This window comes from Pseudomonas sp. RIT-PI-o (genome assembly GCF_001297215.1).
Taxonomy (GTDB): Bacteria; Pseudomonadota; Gammaproteobacteria; order Pseudomonadales; family Pseudomonadaceae; genus Aquipseudomonas; species Aquipseudomonas moraviensis_A.
In genome coordinates this window covers 364,898-389,824 of sequence record NZ_LHPA01000021.1, presented here as the reverse complement: position 1 = coordinate 389,824, position 24,927 = coordinate 364,898, and the positions used below count along the sequence as shown (strand labels likewise).

Here is a 24,927-nt window from a genome sequence, read left to right as displayed (position 1 = left end):
TCCCACAGTTGGAATGCGTTCCCCCCTGCGGGAGTGAGCCTGCTCGCGATGAGGCCATCAGCCGCGCCATTGATGGTGGATGAAAGGACGCCATCGCGAGCAGGCTCACTCCTACAGGGGAATGCATTCCAGCGCCTCTGCATCGATAAAACGCAACTAATTACCAAGCCCCCTAACTATTGCGTTGACATTCGCTGCCTAAGCAGTAACATCTCGACATACATTCACTGCCTAGGCAGTTATCAGGTCGACACATGAAGCATTTCACTCCGGAAGAATTCAAACACTGCCACCTCGGCCTGTTGCTCGGGCGTGCCGCGTTGCTCAAGGACCGGATCATCGACACCCACATGGAACCCCACGGCATCACCGCCGCGCAGTTCAAGGTGCTTATCATCATGGCCCAGTTTGGCGTCGACACCCCGGCCGAGCTGTGCCGGCATCTGTCGCTGGACAGCGGGTCGATGACGCGCATGCTCGATCGTCTCGAACAGAAGGCTTTTCTGCTTCGTCAGCGCAGCGAAGGTGACCGGCGTCAGGTGCAACTGAAGCTGACCGAGCAGGGCCAGCAACTGGCCGATCGCCTGCCGCACATCGGTGCCGATGCGATGAATGAACTGGCCGGCGCGATCTCCCGCGACGAGCTGAAGACCCTCGAATACATCCTCAAGAAAATCCTCCTGGCCGCCGGTGACCCGATCACCGTCCAGCGTTTGGGTGAACACAATGAACGCTAAAATCATGCGCAGCAGCCTAACGCTGGTGCTGTCGGCGATGATCCTCGCCGGTTGCGCCAACTACAGCGGCCTCGACACCGAAGGCCAGCGCCTCGACGCGGCGCAGTTGAAGACAGCGCAGTCTCTGCAAGGCGTGACCCTGTCACCGGCGGCATGGCCGAAAAGCGACTGGTGGAGCAGCCTCGGCGATCCGCAGCTCGACGGTCTGATCCGCGAAGCCCTGCACGATAGCCCGGACATGCAGATCGCCGAAGCCCGCGCCCATCAGGCCAGTGCCGCCGCGTATGCCGCCGATGCCGAACGCTATCCGACCCTCGATGCCAGCGCCGGCGTCAGCCGTTCGCGTCTGGCCCGTGACCAGGATCCGTTGGGGCAGGGCGGCGCCTACGCGACGGTGCGCAATGTCAGTGCCGGCTTCAATTACAACTTCGACTTGTGGGGCGGCCAGCGCGATGCCTGGGAAGCCGCACTCGGTGAGGCCCGTGCTGCTGAAGTCGACCGTCAGGCCGCCCAGCTTACCCTCGCCGCTGACGTCGCCCGCGCGTACAGCGATCTCGGTCAGGCGCACATCGTTTACGACCTCGCCAGCGAGGACCTCAAGCGCACCCGGCAAATGCTCGACCTCAGTCAGCGCCGCTTGAGTTCGGGGATCGACAGCCAGTACCAGTTCCAGCAAACCCAGAGTCTGGAAGCCAGTTCCCAGGCCAGCCTGATCGACGCGGAAAAACGCCTGAACAGCGCGAAAATCGCCTTGGCGGTATTGCTCGGCAAAGGCCCTGATCGCGGCAACGAGATCGCCCGACCGAAAGTCCTGCAAGCCAGTGCCGTGGCGGTGCCGTCGGTGTTGCCGGCGGAACTGCTCGGCCGCCGCCCGGATCTGGTCGCGGCGCGCTGGCGTGTCGAAGCGGCGAGCAAAGATATCGCCGCGGCGAAAACCCGCTTCTACCCCAACCTCAACTTGTCGGCTTCGGCCGGGGCGGAGTCATTGCTGGGTGATGCGATGTTCGGTTCCGCCAGCCGCTTTTTCAGCATTGCGCCGACCGTGTCATTGCCGATCTTCGATGGCGGACGCCTGCGCGCCAGCCTCGATGCGCGCGACGCCGATTACGATCTGGCGGTGGCGCAATACAACAAGAGTCTGGTGAAAGCGCTCGGCGATGTCGGCGACACCATCAACCAGTTACGTGATATCGGCCGGCAGATCGGCGCGCAGCAACACGCCACCGACATCGCTCAGGATTCTTACAACACGGTCGTCCAGCGTTACGGTTCCGGCATCGGCAACTACCTGGACGTGCTCAGCATCGAGCAGCAATTGCTCCAGGCCCAGCGTCAGCTGGCGACCCTCAATGCCGAGCAGATCGACCTGTCGATTCAACTGATGCAAGCGCTGGGCGGCGGCTTTCAGGGTGAAAACCTGAACGCAGCCAACGCCAGCCCAGCCTCGTCGCACTACTAATTCAAGGTATTTGTCATGGCCACTGCCGAAAACACCCAAGCTCCAGACAACACCCCGGACACCGGCAACCCGCGCAAACGCAAGGTGATGCTGCTGGCCCTCGCCGTGGTCGTCCTGCTCGCCATTGCCGGCGTCTGGGCCTATCACGAATTCATTGGGCGCTTTAACGAAAGCACCGACGATGCCTACGTCAACGGCAACGTGGTGGAGATCACGCCGCTGGTCACCGGCACCGTGGTCAGCATCGGCGCCGACGACGGTGATCTGGTCCACGAAGGCCAGGTGCTGGTCAACTTCGACCCAAACGATGCCGAAGTCGGCCTGCAAAGTGCCAAGGCCAAACTGGCGCGCACCGTGCGTCAGGTGCGCGGTTTGTACAGCAACGTCGACGGCATGAAAGCCCAGGTCAACGCGCAGCAGGCCGAAGTGCAGAAAGCCCAGGACAACTACAACCGCCGCAAAAATCTCGCCCAGGGCGGGGCGATTTCCCAGGAAGAACTGTCCCACGCCCGCGACGACCTGACCTCGGCGCAGAACGCACTGGCCAACGCCAAACAGCAACTGAAAACCACTAGCGCACTGGTCGACGACACCGTGGTCTCGTCGCACCCGGACGTGATGTCGGCGGCTGCCGATCTGCGTCAGGCCTACCTGACCAATGCGCGCAGCACCCTGATCGCGCCGGTCACCGGTTATGTCGCCAAGCGCACCGTGCAACTCGGTCAGCGCGTGCAGCCGGGCACCGCGCTGATGGCGGTGATTCCGCTGGATCAGCTGTGGATCGACGCCAACTTCAAGGAAACCCAACTGCGTGACATGCGCATCGGCCAGCCAGTGGATATCGAGGCCGACATTTACGGCAGCGACGTGAAATACAGCGGCACCGTCGACAGCCTCGGCGCTGGTACCGGCAGCGCGTTTGCCTTGCTGCCGGCGCAGAACGCTACCGGCAACTGGATCAAGATCGTCCAGCGCGTGCCGGTGCGCATTCACATCAATGCCGAAGAGCTGGCCAAACACCCGCTGCGTGTAGGTCTGTCGACCAATGTCGAAGTGAATCTGCACGACCAGAGCGGCCCGGTGCTGGCCCAGCAACCGCCGCAAAAAGCCTCGTTCAGCACCAACGTCTACGAGCGCCAACTGGCTGAAGCGGACGCAATGATTGCGCAACTGATCCACGACAACAGCGCCGCAGCGGGCAAGACCGCACAGCGCTGATCTGCACGGACCTTGTAGGAGTGAGCCTGCTCGCGATAGCGGTGTGTCAGAGCCAAATATCTTGGCTGATACACCGCTATCGCGAGCAGGCTCACTCCTACAGGGGTGTGGTGTCCATCAGGTTTCATAGGATTCACAATGAGCAATAACGCTTCTTTCACGCCGCCCAGCCTGTTGCTCAGCACCATCGGCCTGTCGCTGGCGACGTTCATGCAAGTGCTCGACACGACCATCGCCAACGTGGCGTTGCCGACGATTTCCGGCAACCTCGGGGTGAGCTCGGAGCAGGGCACCTGGGTGATCACTTCGTTCGCCGTGAGCAACGCGATCGCGCTGCCGCTGACCGGTTGGCTGAGCCGCCGCTTCGGCGAGGTGAAGCTGTTTCTGTGGGCGACGATGCTGTTTGTGCTGGCGTCGTTTCTCTGCGGTATCTCGACTTCGATGCCCGAGCTGATCGGCTTTCGTGTGCTGCAAGGCCTGGTCGCCGGGCCGCTGTATCCGATGACGCAGACGCTGTTGATCGCGGTCTATCCGCCGGCAAAACGCGGGATGGCCCTGGCCTTGCTGGCGATGGTCACGGTGGTCGCGCCGATTGCCGGTCCGATTCTCGGTGGCTGGATCACCGACAGTTACAGCTGGCCGTGGATCTTCTTCATCAACGTGCCGATCGGCATCTTTGCGGTGATGGTGGTGCGTTCGCAACTGGCGAAACGGCCGGTGGTCACCAGCCGCCAACCGATGGATTACGTCGGCCTGATCACCTTGATCATTGGCGTCGGCGCATTGCAGGTGATCCTCGACAAAGGCAATGACCTGGACTGGTTCGAGTCGAACTTCATCATTGTCGGCGCGGCGATTTCCGTGGTGGCGCTGGCGGTGTTCGTGATCTGGGAAATGACCGACCGCCACCCGGTGGTCAACCTGCGCCTGTTTGCCTATCGCAACTTCCGCATCGGCACGCTGGTGCTGGTGCTGGGTTACGCCGGTTTCTTCGGGATCAATCTGATCCTGCCGCAGTGGCTGCAGACGCAAATGGGCTACACCGCGACCTGGGCCGGTCTGGCCGTGGCGCCGATCGGTATTCTGCCGGTGCTGTTGTCGCCGTTTGTCGGCAAGTACGCGAACAAGTTCGACCTGCGTTTGCTGGCCGGGCTCGCATTTCTGGCGATTGGCTTGAGCTGCTTTATGCGCGCAGGATTCACCAATGAGGTGGACTTCCAGCACATCGCGCTGGTGCAGTTGTTCATGGGCATCGGCGTGGCGCTGTTCTTCATGCCGACCCTGAGCATTCTGATGTCGGACTTGCCGCCGAGCCAGATTGCCGATGGCGCTGGGCTGGCGACGTTTTTGCGGACACTGGGCGGCAGCTTCGCGGCATCGCTGACCACCTGGATCTGGATTCGCCGCGCCGATCAGCATCATGCGTACATGAGCGAGAGCATCAGCACCTTCGAGCCGGCGACGCGCGAGACGTTGAACGCGCTGGGCGGGGCGAGTCAGTCGGCGTATGCGCAGATGGACCAGATCCTCACGAGTCAGGCGTACATGTTGTCGACCGTGGATTACTTCACGCTGCTGGGGTGGGGATTCATGGGGTTGATTCTGATCGTCTGGCTGGCGAAACCGCCGTTTGCCGCCAAAGCCGGGCCGGCCGCTTCGGGGCACTAAGATCAGGATCAAAAGCCCCTCACCCTAACCCTCTCCCGGAGGGAGAGGGGACTGACCGCGGTGGATGTTCGGTATACATCGACGTGCCAGACTTCAGTCGAACTCAGGTTTGAATAGCATGAAGATCGGCTCCCTTTCCCCCTCGCCCCCCTGGGGGAGAGGGCTGGGGTGAGGGGGTAGCGACCTTCAGCCGTGCGGCAAAGCCAGTGGCGGGGCGAAGTCGAACGGGGCCAATGCGTACCCGCTCTCATCCACCTGCAACGCCCAACCCTGACGATCCCAATCCCCCAGCACAATCCGCTTCGCCGCCTGTTCACCGAGCTGCAGCTTGTGAATCGCCGGACGGTGGGTGTGGCCGTGGATCAGGGTGTTCACGCCATATTCCTGCATGATCCGCGGAATTTCCTCAGGCGTGACATCGACAATGTCATTGGCCTTCATCCGCGTCTGCGCCTTACTCTCGCTACGCAGCTTGCGCGCCAGTTTATGGCGGCTGCTCAGCGGCAGATGACGGAGGATGAACAGGGTGATCGGGTTGCGCAGGTAGCGGCGCAGCTTCATGTAGCCGACGTCGCGGGTGCACAGGCTGTCGCCGTGCATCAGCAGCACCGGCTCGCCGTAGAACTGCACGACACTCGGATCCTTCAGCAATGTGCAGCCGGCCTGTTTGCAGAAGGCCTTGCCGAGCATGAAGTCGCGATTGCCGTGCATGAGAAAGATCGCCGTACCGCTGTCGCTCAAATCGCGCAGGGCCTGGCAGATGGAACGCTGAAAGGGCGTCATGGCGTCGTCGCCAATCCACGCCTCGAAGAAGTCGCCGAGGATGTACAACGCACTCGCGGTGCGGGCGCGTCCGGCGAGCAAATCCAGAAACGCCCGGGTAATGTCCGGGCGCTCCTCTTCCAGATGCAAGTCTGAAATCAGCAGTATCACGCTGCGATGATCTCGGCTTTCTCGATGATCACGTCTTCTGCGGGTACGTCCTGGTGGCCGGCCTTGGAAGTGGTCGACACGCCTTTGATCTTGTCGACAACGTCGGTGCCCTGGGTGACTTTACCGAATACCGCGTAGCCCCAGCCCTGCACGTTCTTGCCGCTGTGGTTGAGGAAGGTGTTGTCGGCGACGTTGATGAAGAACTGTGCCGAAGCCGAATGCGGCTCCATGGTGCGGGCCATGGCGACGGTGTATTTGTCGTTGGAAAGACCGTTGTCCGCTTCGTTCTGGATGCTTGGGCGCTTGTCTTTCTTTTCTTTCATGCCAGGCTCGAAACCGCCGCCCTGGATCATGAAGTTACCGATGACGCGGTGGAAAACAGTGTTTTCGTAGTGACCGGCCTTCACGTACTCGATGAAGTTGGCAACGGTGATCGGCGCCTTTTCAGCGTTCAGTTCGATGACGATCTCGCCATGGTTGGTGGTCAGTTTGACTTGAGTCATGGTCATTACTCTTCATAGGGAATTCGTGGTTCTGGGACCTTCAGCCCCACAACCGGTTCAGCCTGCTTCGGCCAAGGTGCGCAGTTTAGCGTGACAGGCGCGAATTTCGAGGCGGTTTTTCATTTCCCGGCGATTAAATGCATGCCTTTATCGGGCCTGCTCTGTCAGGCCCTTGACAGCATCGGCTATGATAGCGGCTTTGTTTTGTCTGGCCCCTCTTTGCGGCCGCGCACCTGTACGTCAAGGATCCTATGAGCAAGCCCACTGTCGACCCTACCTCGAATGCCAAGTCCGGCCCTGCCGTGCCGGTCAACTTCCTGCGGCCGATCATCCAGGCAGACCTGGACTCGGGCAAGCACACCCAGATCGTGACTCGCTTCCCACCGGAGCCCAACGGCTACCTGCACATCGGCCACGCCAAGTCGATCTGCGTCAACTTCGGTCTGGCCCAGGAGTTCGGTGGCGTCACGCACCTGCGTTTCGACGACACCAACCCGGCCAAGGAAGATCAGGAATACATCGGCGCGATCGAAAGCGACGTCAAATGGCTGGGCTTCGAATGGTCCGGTGAAGTGCGCTACGCCTCGCAGTATTTCGACCAGTTGCACGACTGGGCCGTCGAGCTGATCAAGGCCGGCAAGGCCTACGTCGACGACCTGACTCCGGAGCAGGCCAAGGAGTACCGTGGCAGCCTGACCGAGCCGGGCAAGAACAGCCCGTTCCGCGACCGCACCGTGGAAGAGAACCTCGACCTGTTCGCGCGCATGAAGGCCGGTGAGTTCGCCGACGGCGCCCGCGTGCTGCGCGCGAAGATCGACATGGCTTCGCCGAACATGAACCTGCGCGACCCGATCATGTATCGCATCCGCCACGCTCATCACCACCAGACCGGTGACAAGTGGTGCATCTACCCGAACTACGACTTCACCCACGGCCAGTCGGACGCCATCGAAGGCATCACCCATTCGATCTGCACCCTCGAGTTCGAAAGCCATCGTCCGCTGTACGAGTGGTTCCTGGACAACCTGCCGGTGCCGGCGAACCCGCGCCAGTACGAGTTCAGCCGCCTGAACCTTAACTACACGATCACCAGCAAGCGCAAGCTCAAGCAACTGGTTGACGAGAAGCACGTCAATGGCTGGGACGATCCGCGCATGTCCACGCTGTCGGGCTTCCGCCGCCGTGGCTACACGCCGAAATCGATCCGCAACTTCTGCGAAATGATCGGCACCAACCGTTCCGACGGCGTGGTCGACTTCGGCATGCTTGAATTCAGCATCCGCGACGACCTCGACCACAGCGCACCGCGCGCGATGTGCGTGCTGCGTCCGCTGAAAGTGGTCATCACCAACTACCCGGAAGGCCAGGTCGAAAACCTCGAACTGCCACGCCACCCGAAAGAAGACATGGGCGTGCGCGCGCTGCCGTTCGCCCGGGAAATCTACATCGACCGCGAAGACTTCATGGAAGAGCCGCCGAAGGGCTACAAGCGCCTGGAACCGGCCGGTGAAGTGCGTCTGCGCGGCAGCTACGTGATCCGTGCCGACGAAGCGATCAAGGACGCCGACGGCAATATCGTCGAACTGCGTTGCTCGTACGACCCGGACACCCTCGGCAAGAACCCGGAAGGGCGCAAGGTCAAGGGCGTGATTCACTGGGTGCCGGCCGCCGCCAGCGTCGAGTGCGAAGTACGTCTGTACGATCGCCTGTTCCGTTCGCCGAACCCGGAAAAGGCCGAAGACAGCGCCAGCTTCCTCGACAACATCAACCCTGACTCGCTGCAAGTGCTGACCGGTTGTCGCGCCGAGCCATCGCTCGGCAACGCACAGCCGGAAGACCGTTTCCAGTTCGAACGCGAAGGCTACTTCGTCGCGGATCTCAAGGACTCGAAACCCGGTCAGCCGGTATTCAACCGTACCGTGACCCTGCGTGATTCGTGGGGCCAGTGAGTGAGTCAAGGAACTAACGTGCTAACGATCTACAACACGCTCACCAAGAGCAAAGAAGTCTTCAAGCCGCTGGATGGCAACAAGGTGCGCATGTACGTCTGCGGGATGACCGTGTACGACTACTGCCACCTCGGCCACGGCCGCAGCATGGTCGCGTTCGACCTGGTGACGCGCTGGTTGCGCTTCAGCGGTTATGACCTGACCTACGTGCGCAACATCACCGACATCGACGACAAGATCATCAATCGCGCCCGCGAGAACGGTGAATCGTTCGAAGCGCTGACCGAGCGCATGATCGCCGCGATGCACGAAGACGAAGCGCGCCTGAATATCCAGAAGCCGGACATGGAACCGCGCGCCACCGATCACATCGCCGGCATGCACGCGATGATCCAGACCCTGATTGACAAGGGCTACGCTTACGCCCCGGGCAACGGCGACGTGTACTACCGCGTCGCCAAATTCATGGGCTACGGCAAGCTGTCGCGCAAGAAGATCGAAGACCTGCGCATCGGCGCACGCATCGAAGTCGACGAGTCGAAGCAAGACCCGCTCGATTTCGTCCTGTGGAAAGCTGCCAAGCCGGGCGAGCCGAGCTGGGAATCGCCATGGGGCGCCGGGCGTCCGGGCTGGCACATCGAGTGCTCGGTGATGTCGACCTGCTGCCTCGGTGAGACTTTCGACATTCATGGCGGCGGCAGCGATCTGGAGTTCCCGCACCACGAAAACGAAATCGCCCAGAGCGAAGCGGCCACCGGCAAGACCTACGCCAACGCGTGGATGCATTGCGGAATGATCCGTATCAATGGCGAGAAGATGTCCAAGTCCCTGAACAACTTCTTCACCATCCGCGACGTGCTCGACAAATACCACCCGGAAGTCGTGCGTTACCTGCTGGTGTCGAGCCACTACCGCAGCGCGATCAACTATTCGGAAGACAACCTCAAGGACGCCAAGGGCGCACTGGAGCGTTTCTACCACGCGCTGAAAGGCCTGCCGTCCGTGGCGCCGGCGGGCGGCGAAGCGTTCGTCGAGCGTTTCACCACGGTGATGAACGACGACTTCGGCACCCCCGAGGCCTGCGCCGTGCTGTTCGAAATGGTGCGCGAGATCAACCGTTTGCGTGAGAGCGATCTCGATGCGGCGGCGGGTCTGGCGGCACGTCTGAAAGAGCTGGCCAGCGTTTTGGGCGTGTTGCAGCTTGAGGCCGATGACTTCCTGCAGGCGGGCGCTGATGGGCGTGTCGATGCGGCTGAAGTGGACGCACTGATTGCCGCGCGTCTGGCAGCGCGGGCGGGTAAGGATTGGGCTGAGTCCGATCGTATCCGTGATCAGCTCACGGCGATGGGCGTTGTGCTGGAAGACGGCAAGGGCGGGACGACCTGGCGTCTGGCTGACTGAGCAAGAAGCCAAAAGCCAAAAGCCCCTCACCCTAACCCTCTCCCGGAGGGAGAGGGGACTGACCGACGTGTCTTTTGCTATACGCCGACCTGAACGATCGGGTCGATTATGGATTCGGTGAAGCCAGATCAGGTCGGCGTTTCTCTCGAATATCCCCAATCGGCCCCCTCTCCTCGGGGAGAGGAGTGAGGGGACACGCCGACCTGAACGATCGGGTCGATTATGGATTCGGTGAAGCCAGATCAGGTCGGCGTTTCTCTCGAATATCCCCCAATCGGCCCCCTCTCCTCGGGGAGAGGGCTGGGGTGAGGGGAAGGGGTGTACTCAGTTGCCAATCTGCCGCAACCGCTTGTAAAGCGTATTCCGACTCACCCCCAACCGCCGCGCCAGGTGCGAAATATTCCCCCCGGCCGCTTTCAACTCGCGATTCAACGCCTCGATATCATTCAAATCCAGCCCCAACGGCGCCGCGCTCTCCACCGGCTCCATCTCCAGATCGACAAAAAAATCATCCGGCAAATGCTCCGGCCGCACCGGTTGTTCCTCGGCCATGGCCAGCGCCACCTGCATCACACTGCTGACCTGACGCAGATTCCCCGGCCACGGATGCTTCTCGAAGAGCTCCAACACCTCCGGGCTCAACCCCGCCCATTGCGTCGGCTCGCGATGCTGCTCCCACAGCCGTTTGAACAGCGCCTGCTTGTCACTGCGCTCGCGTAACGGCGGCAGCTCCAGGGTCAGACCACCGATGCGGTAGTACAAATCCTCGCGGAAACGGCCCAGTTGCACCTGCTCGCGCAACGATCGGTTGGTCGCGGAGATAATTCGCAGATCAACCGCGAACAACTCGCTGCTGCCCACCGGTTGCACGCAACGTTCCTGCAACACCCGCAACAAGCGCGCCTGGGTCGGCAGCGGCATATCGCCGATCTCGTCGAGAAACAGCGTGCCTTTGTCTGCCTTGCGGATCAGGCCGATGCTGCCTTTCTGATTGGCGCCGGTGAAAGCGCCTTTCTCGTAGCCGAACAATTCCGACTCCACCAGTTCGGCGGGGATGGCTGCGCAGTTCACCGCGATGAACGCCTGTCTACTCCGCGAGCTGGCCTGATGCAGGGCTTTGACGAATACTTCCTTGCCGACGCCGGTTTCGCCATGGATCAGCAAAGGAATGTCTTTCTCAAGCAAGCGCTCGGCCTGACGCACGGCTTTTTCCACGCGGCTGTCGCCGAAATGCAGAGTATTGAGGCTGATTACACTGGCTGGCGCAGGCTGGTCCTCGGCGACAAACACCCGCGCTTGCACCGGCGCCTGTTTCGGCCGTTTCAACAAACATTGAAAACGGTTGCGCCCGGAAGTCTGCAAAGCAAACGGCATCCCTTCGGGCTGATTGATCAGCTCCAGCAGCGACACCTTGAACAGGCTCTCGACGCTGACCCGTGACAGACGCACACCAAGCAGATTGTCGGCGCGGCGATTGGCCGAGAGCACCTGGCCGCTCTCATCGAAAATCAGCAACCCGGCCCATTGGCTGTCGAGGTTGTTCAAGCCGGTGTTGAAGGTGAGCTGAAAGTGCTGGCCATGGAACAGGTTGAGGATCAGCCGGTTCTCCACCGTCTGGCTCATCATCTTGACCATGCCCAGGGTGTGCGAGGGCGGCAGGTAGCTGTCGCTGGACACATCGAGCACGGCGATGACCTTGCGCTCGGCGTCGAAAATCGGCGCAGCGGAGCCGGTCATGAAACGGTTGGCCTTGAGGAAGTGTTCATCGTGTTCGATGTGCACCGCCTGCTCACAGGCCAGTGCGGTGCCGATCGCATTGGTGCCGCTGCTGCGTTCCATCCAGCTCGCCCCGGCCTGAAAACCCCGGGCCAGAGTCGGTTCGATAAAGCGCTGCGTGCCCCACGAGGTCAGCACCTGGCCCTGGTTGTCGGCGAGCATGATCAGGCAGTTGGAATTGCTGAGGATGTTTTCGTAGTAGGGCAGGACTTCCTGGTGCGTGGTCTGCACCAGCGAATGATGACTGTCTAGCAACTGCGCAATGCCGGCGGCGGGCAACTGATCGAAGGCCGGGGTGCTCTGGTGGTCGAGGCCGAACGCGCGGCAACGTTGCCAGGAGGTCTGGACGATCGCGTCGTGGGACAGCGGCGAAGCAGGTGCGGCCATGGGGGCGAGCCTCTGAGTGCAGCGATTTTATTATTGTTATGAACCCGTTTCGAATCCGACGCAGATCCCCTGTAGGAGTGAGCCTGCTCGCGATAGCGGTCTTTCAGACATATTGTCATCGGCTGACACACCGCTATCGCGAGCAGGCTCACTCCTACAATTGACCGGCAGCGATCATCGAATGCGGGTGCATAGAGTGTTGTTCACTATTGTTCATTGTCAATCACCCCGACTGTTCAAAAGTGTTCAGCTGTGAACGCCACTTCCTCGGGTAATCAGCGATTTTCACGGCAAATCAGACACTTGCCATTTCTGGCACGAATGTCGCTCTGTTGCTCCGGTCGCTTGACTCCAAAAATAACAAAGGCCGAGCCATGTCACTCACCCTGGAGCACGTCAGCCGCACCGTCGAGGGCCAGATCTGGATCGACGATGCGTGCCTGAAATTCGAACCCGGATCCTTCAACGTTCTGCTCGGGCGCACCCTGTCCGGCAAGACCAGTCTCATGCGCCTGATGGCCGGCCTCGACAAGCCCGACAGCGGCCGCGTGTTGATGAACGGCGTCGACGTCACCCAGCGTCCGGTGCGTTTGCGCAACGTGTCGATGGTCTATCAGCAGTTCATCAATTACCCGACCATGACGGTGTTCGAGAACATCGCCTCGCCACTGCGTCAGGCCGGCATTTCCAAAGAAATCATCCACAGCAAGGTGCAGGAAACCGCACGCATGCTGCGCATCGAGAAGTTCCTGCAGCGCTACCCGCTGGAACTCTCCGGCGGACAGCAACAGCGCACGGCCATGGCCCGCGCACTGGTCAAGGATGCCGAACTGATCCTCTTCGACGAGCCGCTGGTCAACCTCGACTACAAGCTGCGCGAAGAGCTGCGTCAGGAAATGCGCGAGCTGTTCAAGGCCCGCCACACCATCGCCATCTACGCCACTACTGAGCCCAACGAAGCACTGGCCCTCGGCGGCACCACCACCATCCTGCACGAAGGCCGGGTGATCCAGAGCGGGCCGTCGACCGAGGTCTATCACCAGCCGCAATCGGTACTCGCCGCTGAATTGTTCTCCGAGCCGCCGATCAACCTGATGCCGGGGCGCATTGCCGGCAACGAAGTCAGTTTTGCCAACTTCGTCCATTTCCCGTTGAACGTCGATCTGCGGCCGGTGGGCGAGGGCGAATTCCGTTTTGGCGTGCGCCCCAGCCATATCTCGCTGGTGCCGAGCAACGATGACGATCTCGAACTGGCGGTGACCGTCGAGGTCGCCGAGATCAGCGGTTCGGAAACCTTCCTGCACGTGCGCAACGAGCATTTCCTGCTGGTGCTGCACTTGCCGGGCGTTCACGAATACGACGTCGATGCGCCGATCCGCATCTATATCCCGACCCACAAACTGTTCGTTTTCGATGCGCAGGGCCGTCTGGTGCAAGCACCGGGCCGGCGTGTCGCGAGGGTTGCCTGATGGCCGAAATCCGTTTGCAGCACCTCGCCCACAGCTACAGCAAAACCCCCAGCGGCGCTGAAGACTATGCGATCCGCGAGATGGATCACGTCTGGGAGCAGGGCGGCGCCTACGCCTTGCTCGGCCCGTCCGGTTGCGGCAAGTCGACCTTGCTCAACATCATTTCCGGCCTGCTCAGCCCGTCACAGGGCCATGTGTTGTTTGACGGCAAAGCGGTCAACGACCTGACCCCGGAGAAGCGCAACATCGCCCAGGTTTTCCAGTTCCCGGTGGTCTACGACACCATGACCGTGTTCGATAACCTTGCCTTCCCCCTGCGAAATCAGGGCATGGCCGAGGCGAAAGTGCACAGCAAGGTGCAGGAAATTGCCGAAGTGCTCGACCTGCAGAATCTGCTGAGCAAGAAAGCGCGCAACCTCACTGCCGACGAAAAGCAGAAAGTCTCCATGGGCCGTGGCCTTGTACGCGATGACGTTTCGGCAATCCTGTTCGACGAGCCGCTGACGGTGATCGACCCGCACCTGAAGTGGAAACTGCGGCGCAAGCTCAAACAGATCCACGAGCAGTTCAACATCACCATGGTCTACGTCACCCACGATCAACTGGAAGCCTCGACGTTCGCCGACAAGATCGCGGTGATGTACGGCGGCCAGATCGTCCAGTTCGGTACGCCACGGGAATTGTTCGAGCGGCCGAGCCACACCTTTGTCGGCTATTTCATCGGCAGCCCGGGGATGAATCTGATCGAGGTGCAGCCGCAGCCCGGTGGCGTCGGTTTCGCCTCGACGCACCTGCCGTTGTCCGACGCTTTGCAGCGCCATATCGAGCACGGCCAGTGGAAAAATCTCAAGGTCGGCATCCGTCCCGAGTTCATTCATGTGTGGGATGAGCCGTTTGACGACGCAATGCAGGCAAAAGTCGTACACGTCGAAGACCTGGGCACCTACAAGATCATGACCCTCAACCTCGACGGCGCACCGTTGAAGGTACGTCTGGCCGAAGACAAACCGGTGCCGCAGGGTACGGCGTACATCAGTTTCCCGGCGCAGTGGTTGATGGTCTATGCCGATGAATTTCTCCTGGAAGTCAGTGACGAGGAGGCGCAGCCATGAACAAGGTGCAGAACAATAAAGCCTGGTGGCTGGTGCTGCCGGTGTTCCTGCTGGTGGCGTTCAGTGCGGTGATCCCGATGATGACCGTGGTCAACTACTCCGTGCAGGACATCTTCGACCAGTCCAGCCGCTACTTCGTCGGCGCCGACTGGTACAAGCAAGTGCTGCTCGACCCGCGTCTGCATGATTCGCTGCTGCGCCAATTCATCTATTCGGCCTGCGTACTGTTGATCGAGATCCCGCTGGGCATCGCCGTCGCCCTGACCATGCCGACCAAGGGCCGCTGGTCCTCGGTGGTGCTGATCATTCTGGCGATTCCGCTACTGATTCCGTGGAACGTGGTCGGCACCATCTGGCAGATCTTCGGCCGCGCCGACATTGGCCTGCTCGGTTCCAGCCTCAATGCGCTGGGCATCAGCTACAACTACGCGGCCAACACCATGGACGCCTGGGTGACCGTGCTGGTGATGGACGTCTGGCACTGGACTTCGCTGGTCGCGCTGCTGTGTTTCTCCGGTTTGCGAGCAATTCCCGACGTCTATTACCAGGCCGCGCGCATCGATCGCGCCTCGGCCTGGGCGGTGTTCCGCCATATTCAGTTGCCCAAGCTGAAAAGCGTGCTGCTGATCGCGGTGATGCTGCGCTTCATGGACAGTTTCATGATCTACACCGAGCCGTTCGTGCTCACCGGCGGCGGGCCGGGTAATGCCACGACTTTCTTGAGTCAGACCTTGACGCAGATGGCCGTAGGGCAATTCGACCTCGGTCCGGCAGCGGCGTTTTCGCTGGTGTACTTCCTGATCATCCTGTTGGTGTCGTGGCTGTTCTATACCGCCATGACGCACTCCGACGCCAACCGCTGAGGCCCGGCCATGAGCAAGAAAAAGCTTATTCCGTTGCTGGTGTACATCCTGTTCCTGCTGGTGCCGATCTACTGGTTGCTGAACATGTCGTTCAAGAGCAACACCGAAATCCTCGGCGGCCTGACGCTTTTCCCACAGGATTTCACGCTAGCGAACTACAAGGTGATCTTCACCGATCCGAGCTGGTACACCGGCTATTTGAACTCGCTGTATTACGTCAGCCTCAACACCGTAATTTCGCTGAGTGTGGCGCTACCGGCGGCTTACGCGTTTTCGCGCTATCGTTTCCTCGGCGACAAGCATCTGTTCTTCTGGCTGCTGACCAATCGCATGGCGCCGCCGGCGGTGTTCTTGCTGCCGTTTTTCCAGTTGTATTCGTCGATCGGCCTGTTCGACACGCACATCGCCGTGGCCTTGGCGCATTGCTTGTTCAACGTGCCGCTGGCGGTGTGGATTCTTGAAGGCTTCATGTCCGGGGTGCCCAAGGAGATCGACGAAACGGCCTACATCGATGGCTACAGTTTCCCCAAGTTCTTCGTGAAGATTTTCATCCCGTTGATCGGTTCCGGCATCGGTGTCACGGCGTTTTTCTGCTTCATGTTTTCCTGGGTCGAGCTGCTGCTGGCGCGCACGCTGACCTCGGTCAACGCCAAGCCGATTGCCGCGGTGATGACGCGCACGGTGTCGGCGTCGGGGATCGATTGGGGCGTGCTGGCAGCGGCGGGGGTGTTGACCATCCTCCCGGGCATGCTGGTGATCTGGTTTGTGCGCAACCACGTGGCCAAGGGCTTTGCCCTCGGCCGAGTCTGAGGAACAGATGATGGAATGGATGAGCTGGACGACACCGACCGCCGCGTTCTTCATCGGCATCGGTCTGATTCTGGTGGGCATGACCACCTGGGAATTGCGCTCGCCGAGCATTCTGCGGCGCGGGTTTCTGCCGATTGCCACCACCCGTGGCGATCGCTTGTTTATCGGTCTTCTCGGCAGCGCCTACCTGCACTCGCTGGTAATCGGCGTCACCGACTGGAGCATCTGGGTGGCGTCCGCGTTGTCCCTGGTGTGGCTGTTGGCTGTGATGCGTTGGGGCTAGTCGAATCGTTCGGCAACGCGGCTCCACAACTTAAACAGGAGGTCTCTATGTTCGATAAAAACAATAAGCTGCGACATAGCATTTCATTGGCAGCCATGCTGGCACTCAGCGGTTTGAGCGCATCTGCCTGGGCAGACGCCTATGAGGATGCGGCGAAAAAATGGATCGGCAGCGAGTTCAAGCCCTCGACCCTGACGGCCGAACAGCAGCTCGAAGAATTGAAGTGGTTCATCAAGGCGGCCGAGCCGTTTCGCGGCATGGACATCAAGGTCGTTTCCGAGACCCTGACCACCCACGAATACGAGTCCAAGGTGCTGGCCAAGGCCTTCAGCGAAATCACCGGGATCAAGCTCACCCACGACCTGCTGCAGGAAGGCGACGTGGTCGAGAAAATGCAGACGGTGATGCAGTCGGACAAGAATATCTATGACGGCTGGGTCAACGACTCCGACCTGATCGGCACGCACTTTCGCTACGGCAAGACCGAATCGATCACCGACCTGATGGCCAACGAGGGCAAGAACTTCACCTCGCCGACCCTCGATATCAAGGACTTCATCGGCATCTCGTTCACCACCGCGCCGGACGGCAAGATCTACCAATTGCCCGACCAGCAATTCGCCAACCTGTACTGGTTCCGTGCCGACTGGTTCGAGCGCGCCGACCTGAAAGCCAAGTTCAAGGAAAAGTACGGCTACGAATTGGGTGTGCCGGTGAACTGGTCGGCCTATGAAGACATTGCCAAATTCTTCAGCGAAGACGTCAAGGAAATCGACGGCAAACGCGTCTACGGCCACATGGATTACGGCAAGAAAGATCCGTCGCTGGGCTGGCGCTTCACCGATGCCTGGTTCTCCATGGCCGGTGGCGGCGACAAGGGCATCCCCAATGGCTTGCCGGTGGACGAGTGGGGCATCCGCGTCGAAGACTGCCACCCGGTCGGCTCCAGCGTGACCCGTGGCGGCGACACCAACGGCCCGGCGGCAGTGTTCGCCACCACCAAATACGTCGACTGGCTGAAGAAATACGCGCCACCGGAAGCGGCCGGCATGACTTTCTCCGAGTCCGGTCCGGTGCCGTCGCAGGGCAACATCGCCCAGCAGATTTTCTGGTACACCGCGTTCACCGCCGACATGACCAAACCGGGCCTGCCGGTGGTCAACGCCGACGGCACGCCGAAATGGCGGATGGCGCCATCGCCACGCGGGCCGTATTGGGAGGAGGGCATGAAGCTCGGCTATCAGGACGTGGGCTCGTGGACATTCATGAAGTCCACGCCTGAGAAACAGAAACTGGCGGCCTGGCTGTACGCGCAGTTCGTCACCTCGAAAACCGTGTCGCTGAAGAAAACCATCGTCGGCCTGACGCCGATTCGCGAGTCGGACATCAATTCGCAAGCGATGACCGATCTGGCGCCGAAACTCGGTGGTCTGGTCGAGTTCTACCGCAGCCCGGCCCGCGTCCAATGGACCCCGACCGGCACCAACGTGCCGGACTATCCGCGTCTGGCGCAACTGTGGTGGAGCCACATCGCCGAAGCCGCCAGCGGCGAGAAGACCCCGCAACAGGCGCTTGATGGTTTGGCCAAGGATCAGGACGCGATCATGACCCGTCTCGAACGCTCCAAGGCCCAGGCCACTTGCGCGCCGAAGATGAACCCGGAGCGCGACGCGCAATACTGGTTCGACCAGCCGGGCGCACCGAAACCGAAACTGGCGAACGAGAAGCCGAAGGGCGAAACCGTGAGCTATAGCGAACTGCTGAAATCGTGGGCGGATGCGCGTAAGTGATAATGGAAGTGTGAAAGGCGAACGGCACCGGAAGGTGCCGTTTTTTTTGCTGCCTGATCTGCCGCTTTCGCGAGCAGGCTCGCTCCCACAGGGATTTTTGGTGCCACCGATCTTGAGTAGCACTGATCCAATGTGGGAGCGAGCCTGCTCGCGAAAGCGCTGGGTCAGACGGCGGATTTTCAACTGACATGACACCATCGCGAGCAGGCCCATTTCTACAAGGGTTTGCGATGCACCCGGGAACAAACAAAAAACGCACCCGAGGGGGCCGTTTTCATTTTCAGCCAGCCCAGCCAGGCAATCAGCCCGCCAGCCCCGCCTGTTGTACCAGCACCAGCAACGGCTGCGGATACACACCCAGGAAGAACGCGACCAGGGCGATGGCCAGCAGCATCACGCCACCTGCCTTCTGTTCCCAGTGCAGCTGGGCGTCGTGGCGACGCAGGTTTGGCTCGATCAGGTACAGGGTGACCATCACGCGCAGGTAGTAGAAGACGCCGATGGCGCTGCCCAGCACCAGTGCGCCGACCAGCCACCACTGACGCGTTTCGACGCCGCTGGCGATGATGTAGAACTTGCCGATGAAGCCAGCGGTCAGCGGAATACCGGCCAGGGACAGCATCATCACAGTCAGCACGGCGGTCAGGTACGGACGGCGCCAGAACAGGCCGCGGTACTCGTACAGCGCGTCAGCGTCGCGGCCGTTGTACGGCGAGGACATCAGGGTGATCACGCCGAACGCGCCGAGGCTGGTGATCACATAGGTGACCAGGTACACGCCGATGGCTTCCACCGCCAGACCCTTGCTCGCCACCAGTGCGATCAGCAGATAGCCGAAGTGCGCGATGGACGAATAACCGAGCAGACGCTTGAGGTTGCTCTGGGTCAGGGCCAGCAGGTTACCGAACAGGATCGAGGCAACTGCGATCACGCTGAGCACGTCGCTCAGTACACCACTGCTGGCGGCAGGGGAGAGCTGGAACAGACGCACCATCACCGCAAACACGGCAACCTTCGAAGCGGTCGCGAGGAACGCCGCCACCGGTGCCGGAGCACCTTCGTAAACGTCCGGCGTCCACAAGTGGAACGGAACCAGCGACAGCTTGAACGCCAGACCGATCAGCATCATGCCCAGGCCCAGTTGCGCCAGCGGGCTAGGCAGACCGGTCGCGGCCAGGGCCTGACCGATGCCGACGAAGCTCAGCGAACCGGCGTCGGCGTACAGCAGCGCCATACCGAACAGCAGGAACGCGGAACCGGCGGCCGACAGCACCATGTACTTGATGCCGGCTTCCAGCGAACGCTTGTTGAAGAAGGCGTAAGCCACCAGACCGTAGACCGGTACCGAGAGCAATTCCAGACCGATGAACAAACCGGCCAGATGTTGCGCGCTGACCAGGACCAGACCACCGGCGGCGGCCATCAGGATCAGCAGGTACAGTTCTTCGCGGTTGCCCGGGTAACCCGAACCGCCATCACCGAGGTAGGCGTGGGCGAGGGTGACGCAGGCGAGGGTGGCAACCAGGATCATCGCCATGTACAGGCAGGCGAAGGCATCGATCTGCAGCAATGGGGTCACGGCCAGAGGCGCGACTTTCAGGGCCGGCAGGATCGACAGCAGGGCCAGGTTCAGACCCGCCACCGAAATCAGGAAGGTCTGCGAGTGGTTGCGGCGCCAGGCGATTGCCAGCATCACCACGATAATGGTGAGGCTGGTGATCAACAGTGGCGCAAGCGCAATAAAGTGTTGAATCGTGAATTCCATAGCGCTCTTACCGGGCCGAAGCGAGTTGAGAGAAGGCGGTGCCGAGCCACTGCTGCACGCCATGCATGGTGGCGGCAGAGGTGTCGAGGAACGGTTGCGGGTAGACGCCGAGGTAAATCAGCAGCACCGCCAGACCGAGCACCATGATCAGTTCGCGCGCGTCCATGCCATGCAGCACCGCGTCGGATTTCGACGGGCCGAAGTAGGCACGGTGGATCATGATCAGCGAGTAGACCGAACCGAACACCAGACCGGACGTGGCAATCGCCGTGACCCATGGAGCGCTGGCGAAGGAACCGATCAGGATCAGGAACTCGCCGACGAAATTACCGGTACCCGGCAAGCCCAGCGACGCCGCAGCGAAGAACAGGCTGATGGCCGGCAGGTAGGCGATGCGCGACCACAGGCCACCCATCTCACGCATGTCGCGAGTGTGCAGACGCTCGTACAACTGACCGCTGAGGATAAACAGTGCCGCTGCCGACAGACCGTGCGCGAGCATCTGGATCACTGCACCTTGCAGCGCCAGTTGGCTGCCGGAGTAGATGCCGATCAACACGAAGCCCATGTGGGAAACGGAAGAGAAGGCGATCAGACGCTTGATGTCGGTCTGGGCGAACGCGAGGAACGCGCCGTAGAAGATCCCGATCAGACCCAGGGTCATGGCGATCGGCGCAAACTCGGCCGAAGCGTTCGGGAACAGCGGCAGGGCGAAACGCAGCAGGCCGTAGGCCGCGGTTTTCAGCAGGATACCGGCGAGGTCGACGGAACCGGCAGTCGGCGCCTGGGCGTGAGCGTCAGGCAGCCAGGAGTGGAACGGAACCACTGGCAGCTTGACCGCGAAGGCGATGAAGAAGCCGAGCATCAGGATGTACTCGGTGGTCATCGACATCTTGGTTTTCAACAGGTCGGCGTAGTTGAAGGTAATCACGCCAGTGTTGTTGAAGTTGACCAGCACCAGACCGAGGATCGCCACCAGCATGATCAGGCCGGAAGCCTGAGTGAAGATGAAGAACTTGGTCGCTGCGTAGATCCGGGTTTTCTTGCCGTCCGAAGAACTGTGACCCCAGAGCGCGATGAGGAAGTACATCGGCACCAGCATCATTTCCCAGAAGAAGAAGAACATGAACAGGTCGAGGGCGAGGAACACGCCGACCACACCGCCCAGGATCCACATCAGGTTCAGGTGGAAGAAACCAACGTGACGTTGAATCTCTTTCCACGAGCAGAGTACCGAGAGGATACCCAGCAGACCGGTCAGCAGGATCATCAACAGCGACAGGCCGTCGAGGGCCAGGTGCACGTTGATGCCGAAACGCTGGATCCAGACATGCTTGAACTCAAGCGCCCAGGTCGGATCGGCGCCCGGCGCCGGTGCGAATGAATAGTCACCGTGGGCCCACAGCCAGAGGCCGAGTGCGAGTTCCAGGGTCATGGTCAACAGCGCAATCCAGCGCGGGAGGGTGGCGCCGAAGCGCTCAGCCATCCAGCACAGCAGGCCGCCGATGAAGGGGATCAGGATTAGCCAAGGCAGAATCATGACGGGCTCGTTTCCTTTCGCAAATTCGCAAGGTTCATATCAGACCGCTACCAGCACGATGGCGCCGATCACCAGCACGGCACCCGCAGCCATCGAAGCAGCGTACCAACGCAGTTGACCGGTCTCGGTGCGGCTCAGGGCGGTGTGACCACCCTTGGCCATACGCGGGATCAGACCGATGGTCTGGTCGAGCGGGTCTTTGCGCAGTACATGGCTGATCGCAAGGTACGGCTTGACGAACAGTTTGTCGTAGATCCAGTCGAAGCCCCAGGCAGCGAACCACCAGGCCGAAAGGAAACGGCCGATGCCGCTGTTGGCGATCGCCGTGACGAAGCGACGCTTGCCGAGGAACAGCAGGGCCGCCAGCAGGATACCGGCCAGGGCGATGGCGCCCGAGGCGATTTCCAGACTGTGCTTGGCTTCGCCGCCGGCATGGCCAACGCTTTCTGGCAGAACGCCGTGCAGCGGCGGCACGATCATGGCACCGACGAAAGTCGACAACACGATCAGCACCGACAGCGGCAGCCAGTGAGCGATGCCGTGACCGGCGTGGGCTTCGGTCTTGGCTTCACCGTGGAACGTGATGAAGATCAGGCGGAAGGTGTACAGCGAAGTCATGAACGCACCGACCAGACCTGCGTAGAGCAGACCGTGGTTACCGCTGGCAAACGCTTCCCAGAGGATTTCGTCCTTGGAGTAGAAGCCCGCGGTGACCAGAGGCAGAGCGGCCAGCGCAGCACCACCGACGATGAAGCTGGCGTAGGCCAGTGGCAGTTTCTTCCACAGACCGCCCATCTTGAAGATGTTCTGCTCGTGGTGGCAGGCAACGATCACCGCACCGGAAGCAAGGAACAGCAGGGCCTTGAAGAAGGCGTGGGTCATCAGGTGGAAGATCGCGCCATCCCATGCACCCACGCCCAGCGCCAGGAACATGTAGCCGATCTGGCTCATGGTCGAATAGGCGAGGATACGTTTGATGTCGGTTTGTACCAGCGCGGCGAAGCCTGCGAGAACCAGAGTCACGCCACCGACGATGCCCACCAGGTGCAGGATTTCCGGCGCCAGGGTGAACAGGCCGTGAGTACGGGCGATCAGGTAGACACCGGCGGTGACCATGGTTGCGGCGTGGATCAGTGCCGACACCGGGGTCGGGCCGGCCATCGCGTCCGCGAGCCAGGTTTGCAGTGGCAGTTGCGCCGATTTACCGACTGCACCACCCAGCAGCATCAGGGTTGCCAGGGTGATCCAGAAGTCGCCGACCTGGAATTTCTGCGGTGCCAGCACCAGCAGTTCCTGGATGTTCAGCGTGCCCACTTGCTGGAACAGGATGAACAGGCCGATGGCCATAAACACGTCGCCGATGCGGGTGACGATGAAAGCCTTGAGTGCGGCGTTACCGTTGTTGCGATTGCTGTAGTAGAAACCGATCAACAGGTACGAGCACAGGCCCACGCCTTCCCAGCCGAAGTACAGGAACAATAGGTTATCGCCGAGCACCAGGAACAGCATGCTGGCGATAAACAGGTTGGTGTACGAGAAGAAGCGCGAGTAGCCCGCTTCACCGCGCATGTACCAGGACGCGAACAGGTGGATCAGGAAACCGACGCCCACCACCACGCCGAGCATGGTGATCGACAGGCCGTCGACGTAGAGGGCGAAGTCAGGCTTGAAGCCTTCGACCGCCATCCACTGCCACAGCACCAAGGTGTAGTGACCGCCTTCGGGAGGTGCGACGTTGAACTGCCAGATGACATAGGCAGCGACAATCGCCGACAAGCCAATGGAACCCACGCCGATCAGCGCCGAGAGGTTTTCCGACCAGCGTCCACGGGAGAACGACAGGAGCAGGAAACCGATCAGAGGGAATACGAAAGTCAGAAAGATCAGGTTCATCCGCGCATCTCACTGGCAGCGTCGATATCGAGCGTGTGGAAGCGGCGATACAGTTGCAGCAGGATCGCCAGGCCAATACTGGCCTCGGCCGCTGCAAGGCTGATCACCAGGATGAACATGATCTGTCCATCCGGCTGCGCCCAGCGGGCGCCCGCAACGATGAAGGCCAGGGCAGAGGCGTTCATCATCACTTCCAGACTCATCAACACGAACAAAATGTTGCGGCGGACCATCAGGCCGACCAGACCAAGGCAGAACAGGATGCCGGCAACCGCCAGTCCATGCTCGAGAGGGATAGCAGGCATGTCTTACTCCTTCGCCTCGTTACGGCCCAAATGGAACGCCGTGACGGCTGCGGCGAGCAGCAGCATCGAGGCGAGTTCGACCACCAGCAGGTACGGGCCGAACAGGCTGATGCCCACGGCTTTCGCGTCTACGGTGGTGTGGCCGATGGCCTGGCCGCTCTGGTGAGCGAACAGCACATACAGCAGTTCGGCCAGCAGCAGCGCGGCGAGAATCACCGGTCCTGCCCAGATGCCGGGCTTGAGCCAGGTGCGTTCCTGCTGCACCGAGGCCGGGCCGAGGTTGAGCATCATCACCACGAACACGAACAGCACCATGATGGCGCCGGCGTAGGCGATCACTTCCAGCACACCGGCGAACGGCGCACCGAGGGCGAAGAAGGTCATGGCCACGGCGATCAACGAGATGATCAGGTAGAGCAGGGCGTGCACGGGATTGGTGTTGGTGACCACACGCAGCGTGGACACCACAGCAATACCCGATGCGAAATAGAAAGCGAATTCCATCGTTCTTCCTTAAGGCAGCAAGCTCTTCACGTTGATCGGTTCGGCTTCGTTCTGCGCAGCGCCTTTCGGCTTGCCAGCGATTGCCATACCTGCAACACGATAGAAGTTGTAATCAGGGTTTTTGCCGGGGCCGGAGATCAGCAGATCTTCTTTCTCGTACACCAGGTCCTGACGTTTGAACTCGGCCATCTCGAAATCCGGGGTCAGCTGGATCGCGGTGGTCGGACAGGCTTCCTCGCAGAGACCGCAGAAAATGCAGCGCGAGAAGTTGATCCGGAAGAAGTCCGGGTACCAGCGACCGTCTTCGGTTTCAGCTTTCTGCAGCGAGATGCAACCCACCGGGCAGGCCACGGCGCACAGGTTGCAGGCTACGCAGCGTTCTTCGCCATCGGGGTCGCGGGTCAGGACGATGCGGCCACGGTAACGCGGCGGCAGGTAGACCTGCTCCTCGGGGTATTGCAGGGTGTCGCGCTTGCGAAAGCCATGGCCGAAGACCATGACCAGGCTGCGCAACTGGGTACCGGTACCCTTAACGATGTCGCCAATATATTTGAACATGGGT

Annotated in this window: 21 protein-coding genes; 12 read left to right on the top strand and 9 right to left on the bottom strand. The window is 60.9% G+C overall.

All coding sequences use genetic code 11. From position 1 onward, the window contains the following. Positions 1-254 precede the first annotated feature (254 nt). The 4 genes from AEQ63_RS12820 to AEQ63_RS12805 all read left to right on the top strand — a co-directional run bounded on the left by AEQ63_RS12820 (position 255) and on the right by AEQ63_RS12805 (position 5,082). A complete protein-coding gene (locus AEQ63_RS12820; protein WP_042609199.1) occupies positions 255-737 on the top strand; it encodes a MarR family winged helix-turn-helix transcriptional regulator in 483 nt (160 codons plus the stop codon). Next, positions 727-2,196: an efflux transporter outer membrane subunit gene (locus tag AEQ63_RS12815; RefSeq protein WP_064363642.1), complete on the top strand. Its 1,470-nt coding sequence runs from the start codon at positions 727-729 to the stop codon at positions 2,194-2,196. Before AEQ63_RS12820 ends, AEQ63_RS12815 begins: the two co-directional genes overlap by 11 nt. A 15-nt stretch (positions 2,197-2,211) precedes the next feature. Further along, the gene (locus tag AEQ63_RS12810) at positions 2,212-3,414 is read left to right on the top strand and encodes an HlyD family secretion protein (RefSeq protein ID WP_042609201.1); all 1,203 of its coding nucleotides are present in this window, start codon (positions 2,212-2,214) and stop codon (positions 3,412-3,414) included. Positions 3,415-3,552: 138 nt separating this feature from the next. Further along, positions 3,553-5,082: a DHA2 family efflux MFS transporter permease subunit gene (locus AEQ63_RS12805; RefSeq protein WP_042609202.1), complete on the top strand. Its 1,530-nt coding sequence runs from the start codon at positions 3,553-3,555 to the stop codon at positions 5,080-5,082. A 186-nt stretch (positions 5,083-5,268) separates the two neighbouring features. On the opposite strand, the gene lpxH is transcribed toward AEQ63_RS12805, so the two are convergent. Beyond that, a complete protein-coding gene (gene lpxH / locus AEQ63_RS12800; protein WP_064363641.1) occupies positions 5,269-6,015 on the bottom strand; it encodes a UDP-2,3-diacylglucosamine diphosphatase in 747 nt (248 codons plus the stop codon). Further along, on the bottom strand, positions 6,012-6,518 hold the full coding sequence (locus AEQ63_RS12795) for a peptidylprolyl isomerase (RefSeq protein WP_064363699.1): 507 nt from the start codon (positions 6,516-6,518) through the stop codon (positions 6,012-6,014). The genes lpxH and AEQ63_RS12795 overlap by 4 nt, the downstream gene beginning before the upstream one ends. A 251-nt stretch (positions 6,519-6,769) precedes the next feature. On the opposite strand from AEQ63_RS12795, the gene AEQ63_RS12790 reads away from it, so the two are divergent. Both AEQ63_RS12790 and cysS read left to right on the top strand, forming a co-directional pair. Beyond that, positions 6,770-8,467 carry a glutamine--tRNA ligase/YqeY domain fusion protein gene (locus AEQ63_RS12790; protein ID WP_064363640.1) on the top strand — a complete coding sequence of 566 codons (1,698 nt, stop codon included), beginning with the start codon at positions 6,770-6,772 and terminating at the stop codon, positions 8,465-8,467. Between the two features lie 18 nt (positions 8,468-8,485). Then, entirely contained in the window at positions 8,486-9,868 is a 1,383-nt protein-coding gene (gene cysS / locus AEQ63_RS12785) for a cysteine--tRNA ligase (protein ID WP_064363639.1), read from the top strand. A gap of 324 nt (positions 9,869-10,192) precedes the next feature. Here cysS and AEQ63_RS12780 read toward each other — a convergent pair whose 3' ends face one another. Continuing rightward, positions 10,193-12,031: a sigma-54-dependent Fis family transcriptional regulator gene (locus AEQ63_RS12780; RefSeq protein ID WP_064363638.1), complete on the bottom strand. Its 1,839-nt coding sequence runs from the start codon at positions 12,029-12,031 to the stop codon at positions 10,193-10,195. Positions 12,032-12,405: 374 nt separating this feature from the next. Between AEQ63_RS12780 and AEQ63_RS12775 the strand changes: the two genes are divergently transcribed. From AEQ63_RS12775 to AEQ63_RS12750, 6 genes are read left to right on the top strand one after another with little or no spacing between them, the layout of a single operon-like run. Then, a complete protein-coding gene (locus tag AEQ63_RS12775; protein ID WP_016775291.1) occupies positions 12,406-13,500 on the top strand; it encodes an ABC transporter ATP-binding protein in 1,095 nt (364 codons plus the stop codon). Continuing rightward, entirely contained in the window at positions 13,500-14,612 is a 1,113-nt protein-coding gene (locus tag AEQ63_RS12770) for an ABC transporter ATP-binding protein (RefSeq protein ID WP_016775290.1), read from the top strand. The genes AEQ63_RS12775 and AEQ63_RS12770 overlap by 1 nt, the downstream gene beginning before the upstream one ends. Further along, positions 14,609-15,475: a carbohydrate ABC transporter permease gene (locus AEQ63_RS12765; protein WP_007961995.1), complete on the top strand. Its 867-nt coding sequence runs from the start codon at positions 14,609-14,611 to the stop codon at positions 15,473-15,475. The genes AEQ63_RS12770 and AEQ63_RS12765 overlap by 4 nt, the downstream gene beginning before the upstream one ends. A 9-nt stretch (positions 15,476-15,484) precedes the next feature. After that, on the top strand, positions 15,485-16,285 hold the full coding sequence (locus AEQ63_RS12760) for a carbohydrate ABC transporter permease (protein WP_024013421.1): 801 nt from the start codon (positions 15,485-15,487) through the stop codon (positions 16,283-16,285). A gap of 10 nt (positions 16,286-16,295) precedes the next feature. Beyond that, entirely contained in the window at positions 16,296-16,568 is a 273-nt protein-coding gene (locus tag AEQ63_RS12755) for a DUF2160 domain-containing protein (protein ID WP_064363637.1), read from the top strand. Positions 16,569-16,615: 47 nt separating this feature from the next. Then, on the top strand, positions 16,616-18,358 hold the full coding sequence (locus AEQ63_RS12750) for an ABC transporter substrate-binding protein (protein WP_042609208.1): 1,743 nt from the start codon (positions 16,616-16,618) through the stop codon (positions 18,356-18,358). Positions 18,359-18,659: 301 nt separating this feature from the next. Here AEQ63_RS12750 and nuoN read toward each other — a convergent pair whose 3' ends face one another. Genes nuoN through nuoI form a run of 6 tightly spaced genes read right to left on the bottom strand, consistent with a single transcriptional unit; the run spans position 18,660 to position 24,923 of the window. Then, positions 18,660-20,123, bottom strand: a complete 1,464-nt coding sequence (nuoN, locus tag AEQ63_RS12745; protein ID WP_024013420.1) for an NADH-quinone oxidoreductase subunit NuoN — start codon at positions 20,121-20,123, stop codon at positions 18,660-18,662. Positions 20,124-20,130: 7 nt separating this feature from the next. Continuing rightward, positions 20,131-21,663, bottom strand: coding sequence for an NADH-quinone oxidoreductase subunit M (gene nuoM / locus AEQ63_RS12740; protein ID WP_042609209.1), 1,533 nt, complete (start codon positions 21,661-21,663; stop codon positions 20,131-20,133). A gap of 39 nt (positions 21,664-21,702) precedes the next feature. Continuing rightward, positions 21,703-23,556, bottom strand: a complete 1,854-nt coding sequence (gene nuoL / locus AEQ63_RS12735) for an NADH-quinone oxidoreductase subunit L (RefSeq protein WP_042609210.1) — start codon at positions 23,554-23,556, stop codon at positions 21,703-21,705. Next, positions 23,553-23,861: an NADH-quinone oxidoreductase subunit NuoK gene (nuoK, locus tag AEQ63_RS12730; protein ID WP_003180046.1), complete on the bottom strand. Its 309-nt coding sequence runs from the start codon at positions 23,859-23,861 to the stop codon at positions 23,553-23,555. Before nuoK ends, nuoL begins: the two co-directional genes overlap by 4 nt. A 3-nt stretch (positions 23,862-23,864) precedes the next feature. After that, positions 23,865-24,365 (bottom strand): NADH-quinone oxidoreductase subunit J, encoded by a 501-nt coding sequence (nuoJ, locus tag AEQ63_RS12725; RefSeq protein ID WP_007951462.1) that lies wholly within the window; start codon positions 24,363-24,365, stop codon positions 23,865-23,867. A 9-nt stretch (positions 24,366-24,374) separates the two neighbouring features. Next, on the bottom strand, positions 24,375-24,923 hold the full coding sequence (nuoI, locus tag AEQ63_RS12720) for an NADH-quinone oxidoreductase subunit NuoI (RefSeq protein ID WP_016775283.1): 549 nt from the start codon (positions 24,921-24,923) through the stop codon (positions 24,375-24,377). Positions 24,924-24,927 lie beyond the last annotated feature (4 nt).

Bases quoted from the DNA above. Each gene is read 5' to 3' on its own strand.
- AEQ63_RS12815 (WP_064363642.1), top strand. From the start codon at position 727: ATGAACGCTAAAATCATGCGCAGCAGCCTAACGCTGGTGCTGTCGGCG.
- AEQ63_RS12770 (WP_016775290.1), top strand. From the start codon at position 13,500: ATGGCCGAAATCCGTTTGCAGCACCTCGCCCACAGCTACAGCAAAACC.
- AEQ63_RS12810 (WP_042609201.1), top strand. From the start codon at position 2,212: ATGGCCACTGCCGAAAACACCCAAGCTCCAGACAACACCCCGGACACC.
- AEQ63_RS12750 (WP_042609208.1), top strand. From the start codon at position 16,616: ATGTTCGATAAAAACAATAAGCTGCGACATAGCATTTCATTGGCAGCC.
- AEQ63_RS12820 (WP_042609199.1), top strand. From the start codon at position 255: ATGAAGCATTTCACTCCGGAAGAATTCAAACACTGCCACCTCGGCCTG.
- AEQ63_RS12790 (WP_064363640.1), top strand. From the start codon at position 6,770: ATGAGCAAGCCCACTGTCGACCCTACCTCGAATGCCAAGTCCGGCCCT.
- AEQ63_RS12765 (WP_007961995.1), top strand. From the start codon at position 14,609: ATGAACAAGGTGCAGAACAATAAAGCCTGGTGGCTGGTGCTGCCGGTG.
- AEQ63_RS12780 (WP_064363638.1), bottom strand. From the start codon at position 12,031: ATGGCCGCACCTGCTTCGCCGCTGTCCCACGACGCGATCGTCCAGACC.
- AEQ63_RS12805 (WP_042609202.1), top strand. From the start codon at position 3,553: ATGAGCAATAACGCTTCTTTCACGCCGCCCAGCCTGTTGCTCAGCACC.
- nuoK (WP_003180046.1), bottom strand. From the start codon at position 23,861: ATGCCTGCTATCCCTCTCGAGCATGGACTGGCGGTTGCCGGCATCCTG.
- nuoN (WP_024013420.1), bottom strand. From the start codon at position 20,123: ATGGAATTCACGATTCAACACTTTATTGCGCTTGCGCCACTGTTGATC.
- nuoL (WP_042609210.1), bottom strand. From the start codon at position 23,556: ATGAACCTGATCTTTCTGACTTTCGTATTCCCTCTGATCGGTTTCCTG.
- nuoM (WP_042609209.1), bottom strand. From the start codon at position 21,663: ATGATTCTGCCTTGGCTAATCCTGATCCCCTTCATCGGCGGCCTGCTG.
- nuoI (WP_016775283.1), bottom strand. From the start codon at position 24,923: ATGTTCAAATATATTGGCGACATCGTTAAGGGTACCGGTACCCAGTTG.
- AEQ63_RS12755 (WP_064363637.1), top strand. From the start codon at position 16,296: ATGGAATGGATGAGCTGGACGACACCGACCGCCGCGTTCTTCATCGGC.
- nuoJ (WP_007951462.1), bottom strand. From the start codon at position 24,365: ATGGAATTCGCTTTCTATTTCGCATCGGGTATTGCTGTGGTGTCCACG.
- AEQ63_RS12795 (WP_064363699.1), bottom strand. From the start codon at position 6,518: ATGACTCAAGTCAAACTGACCACCAACCATGGCGAGATCGTCATCGAA.
- AEQ63_RS12760 (WP_024013421.1), top strand. From the start codon at position 15,485: ATGAGCAAGAAAAAGCTTATTCCGTTGCTGGTGTACATCCTGTTCCTG.
- AEQ63_RS12775 (WP_016775291.1), top strand. From the start codon at position 12,406: ATGTCACTCACCCTGGAGCACGTCAGCCGCACCGTCGAGGGCCAGATC.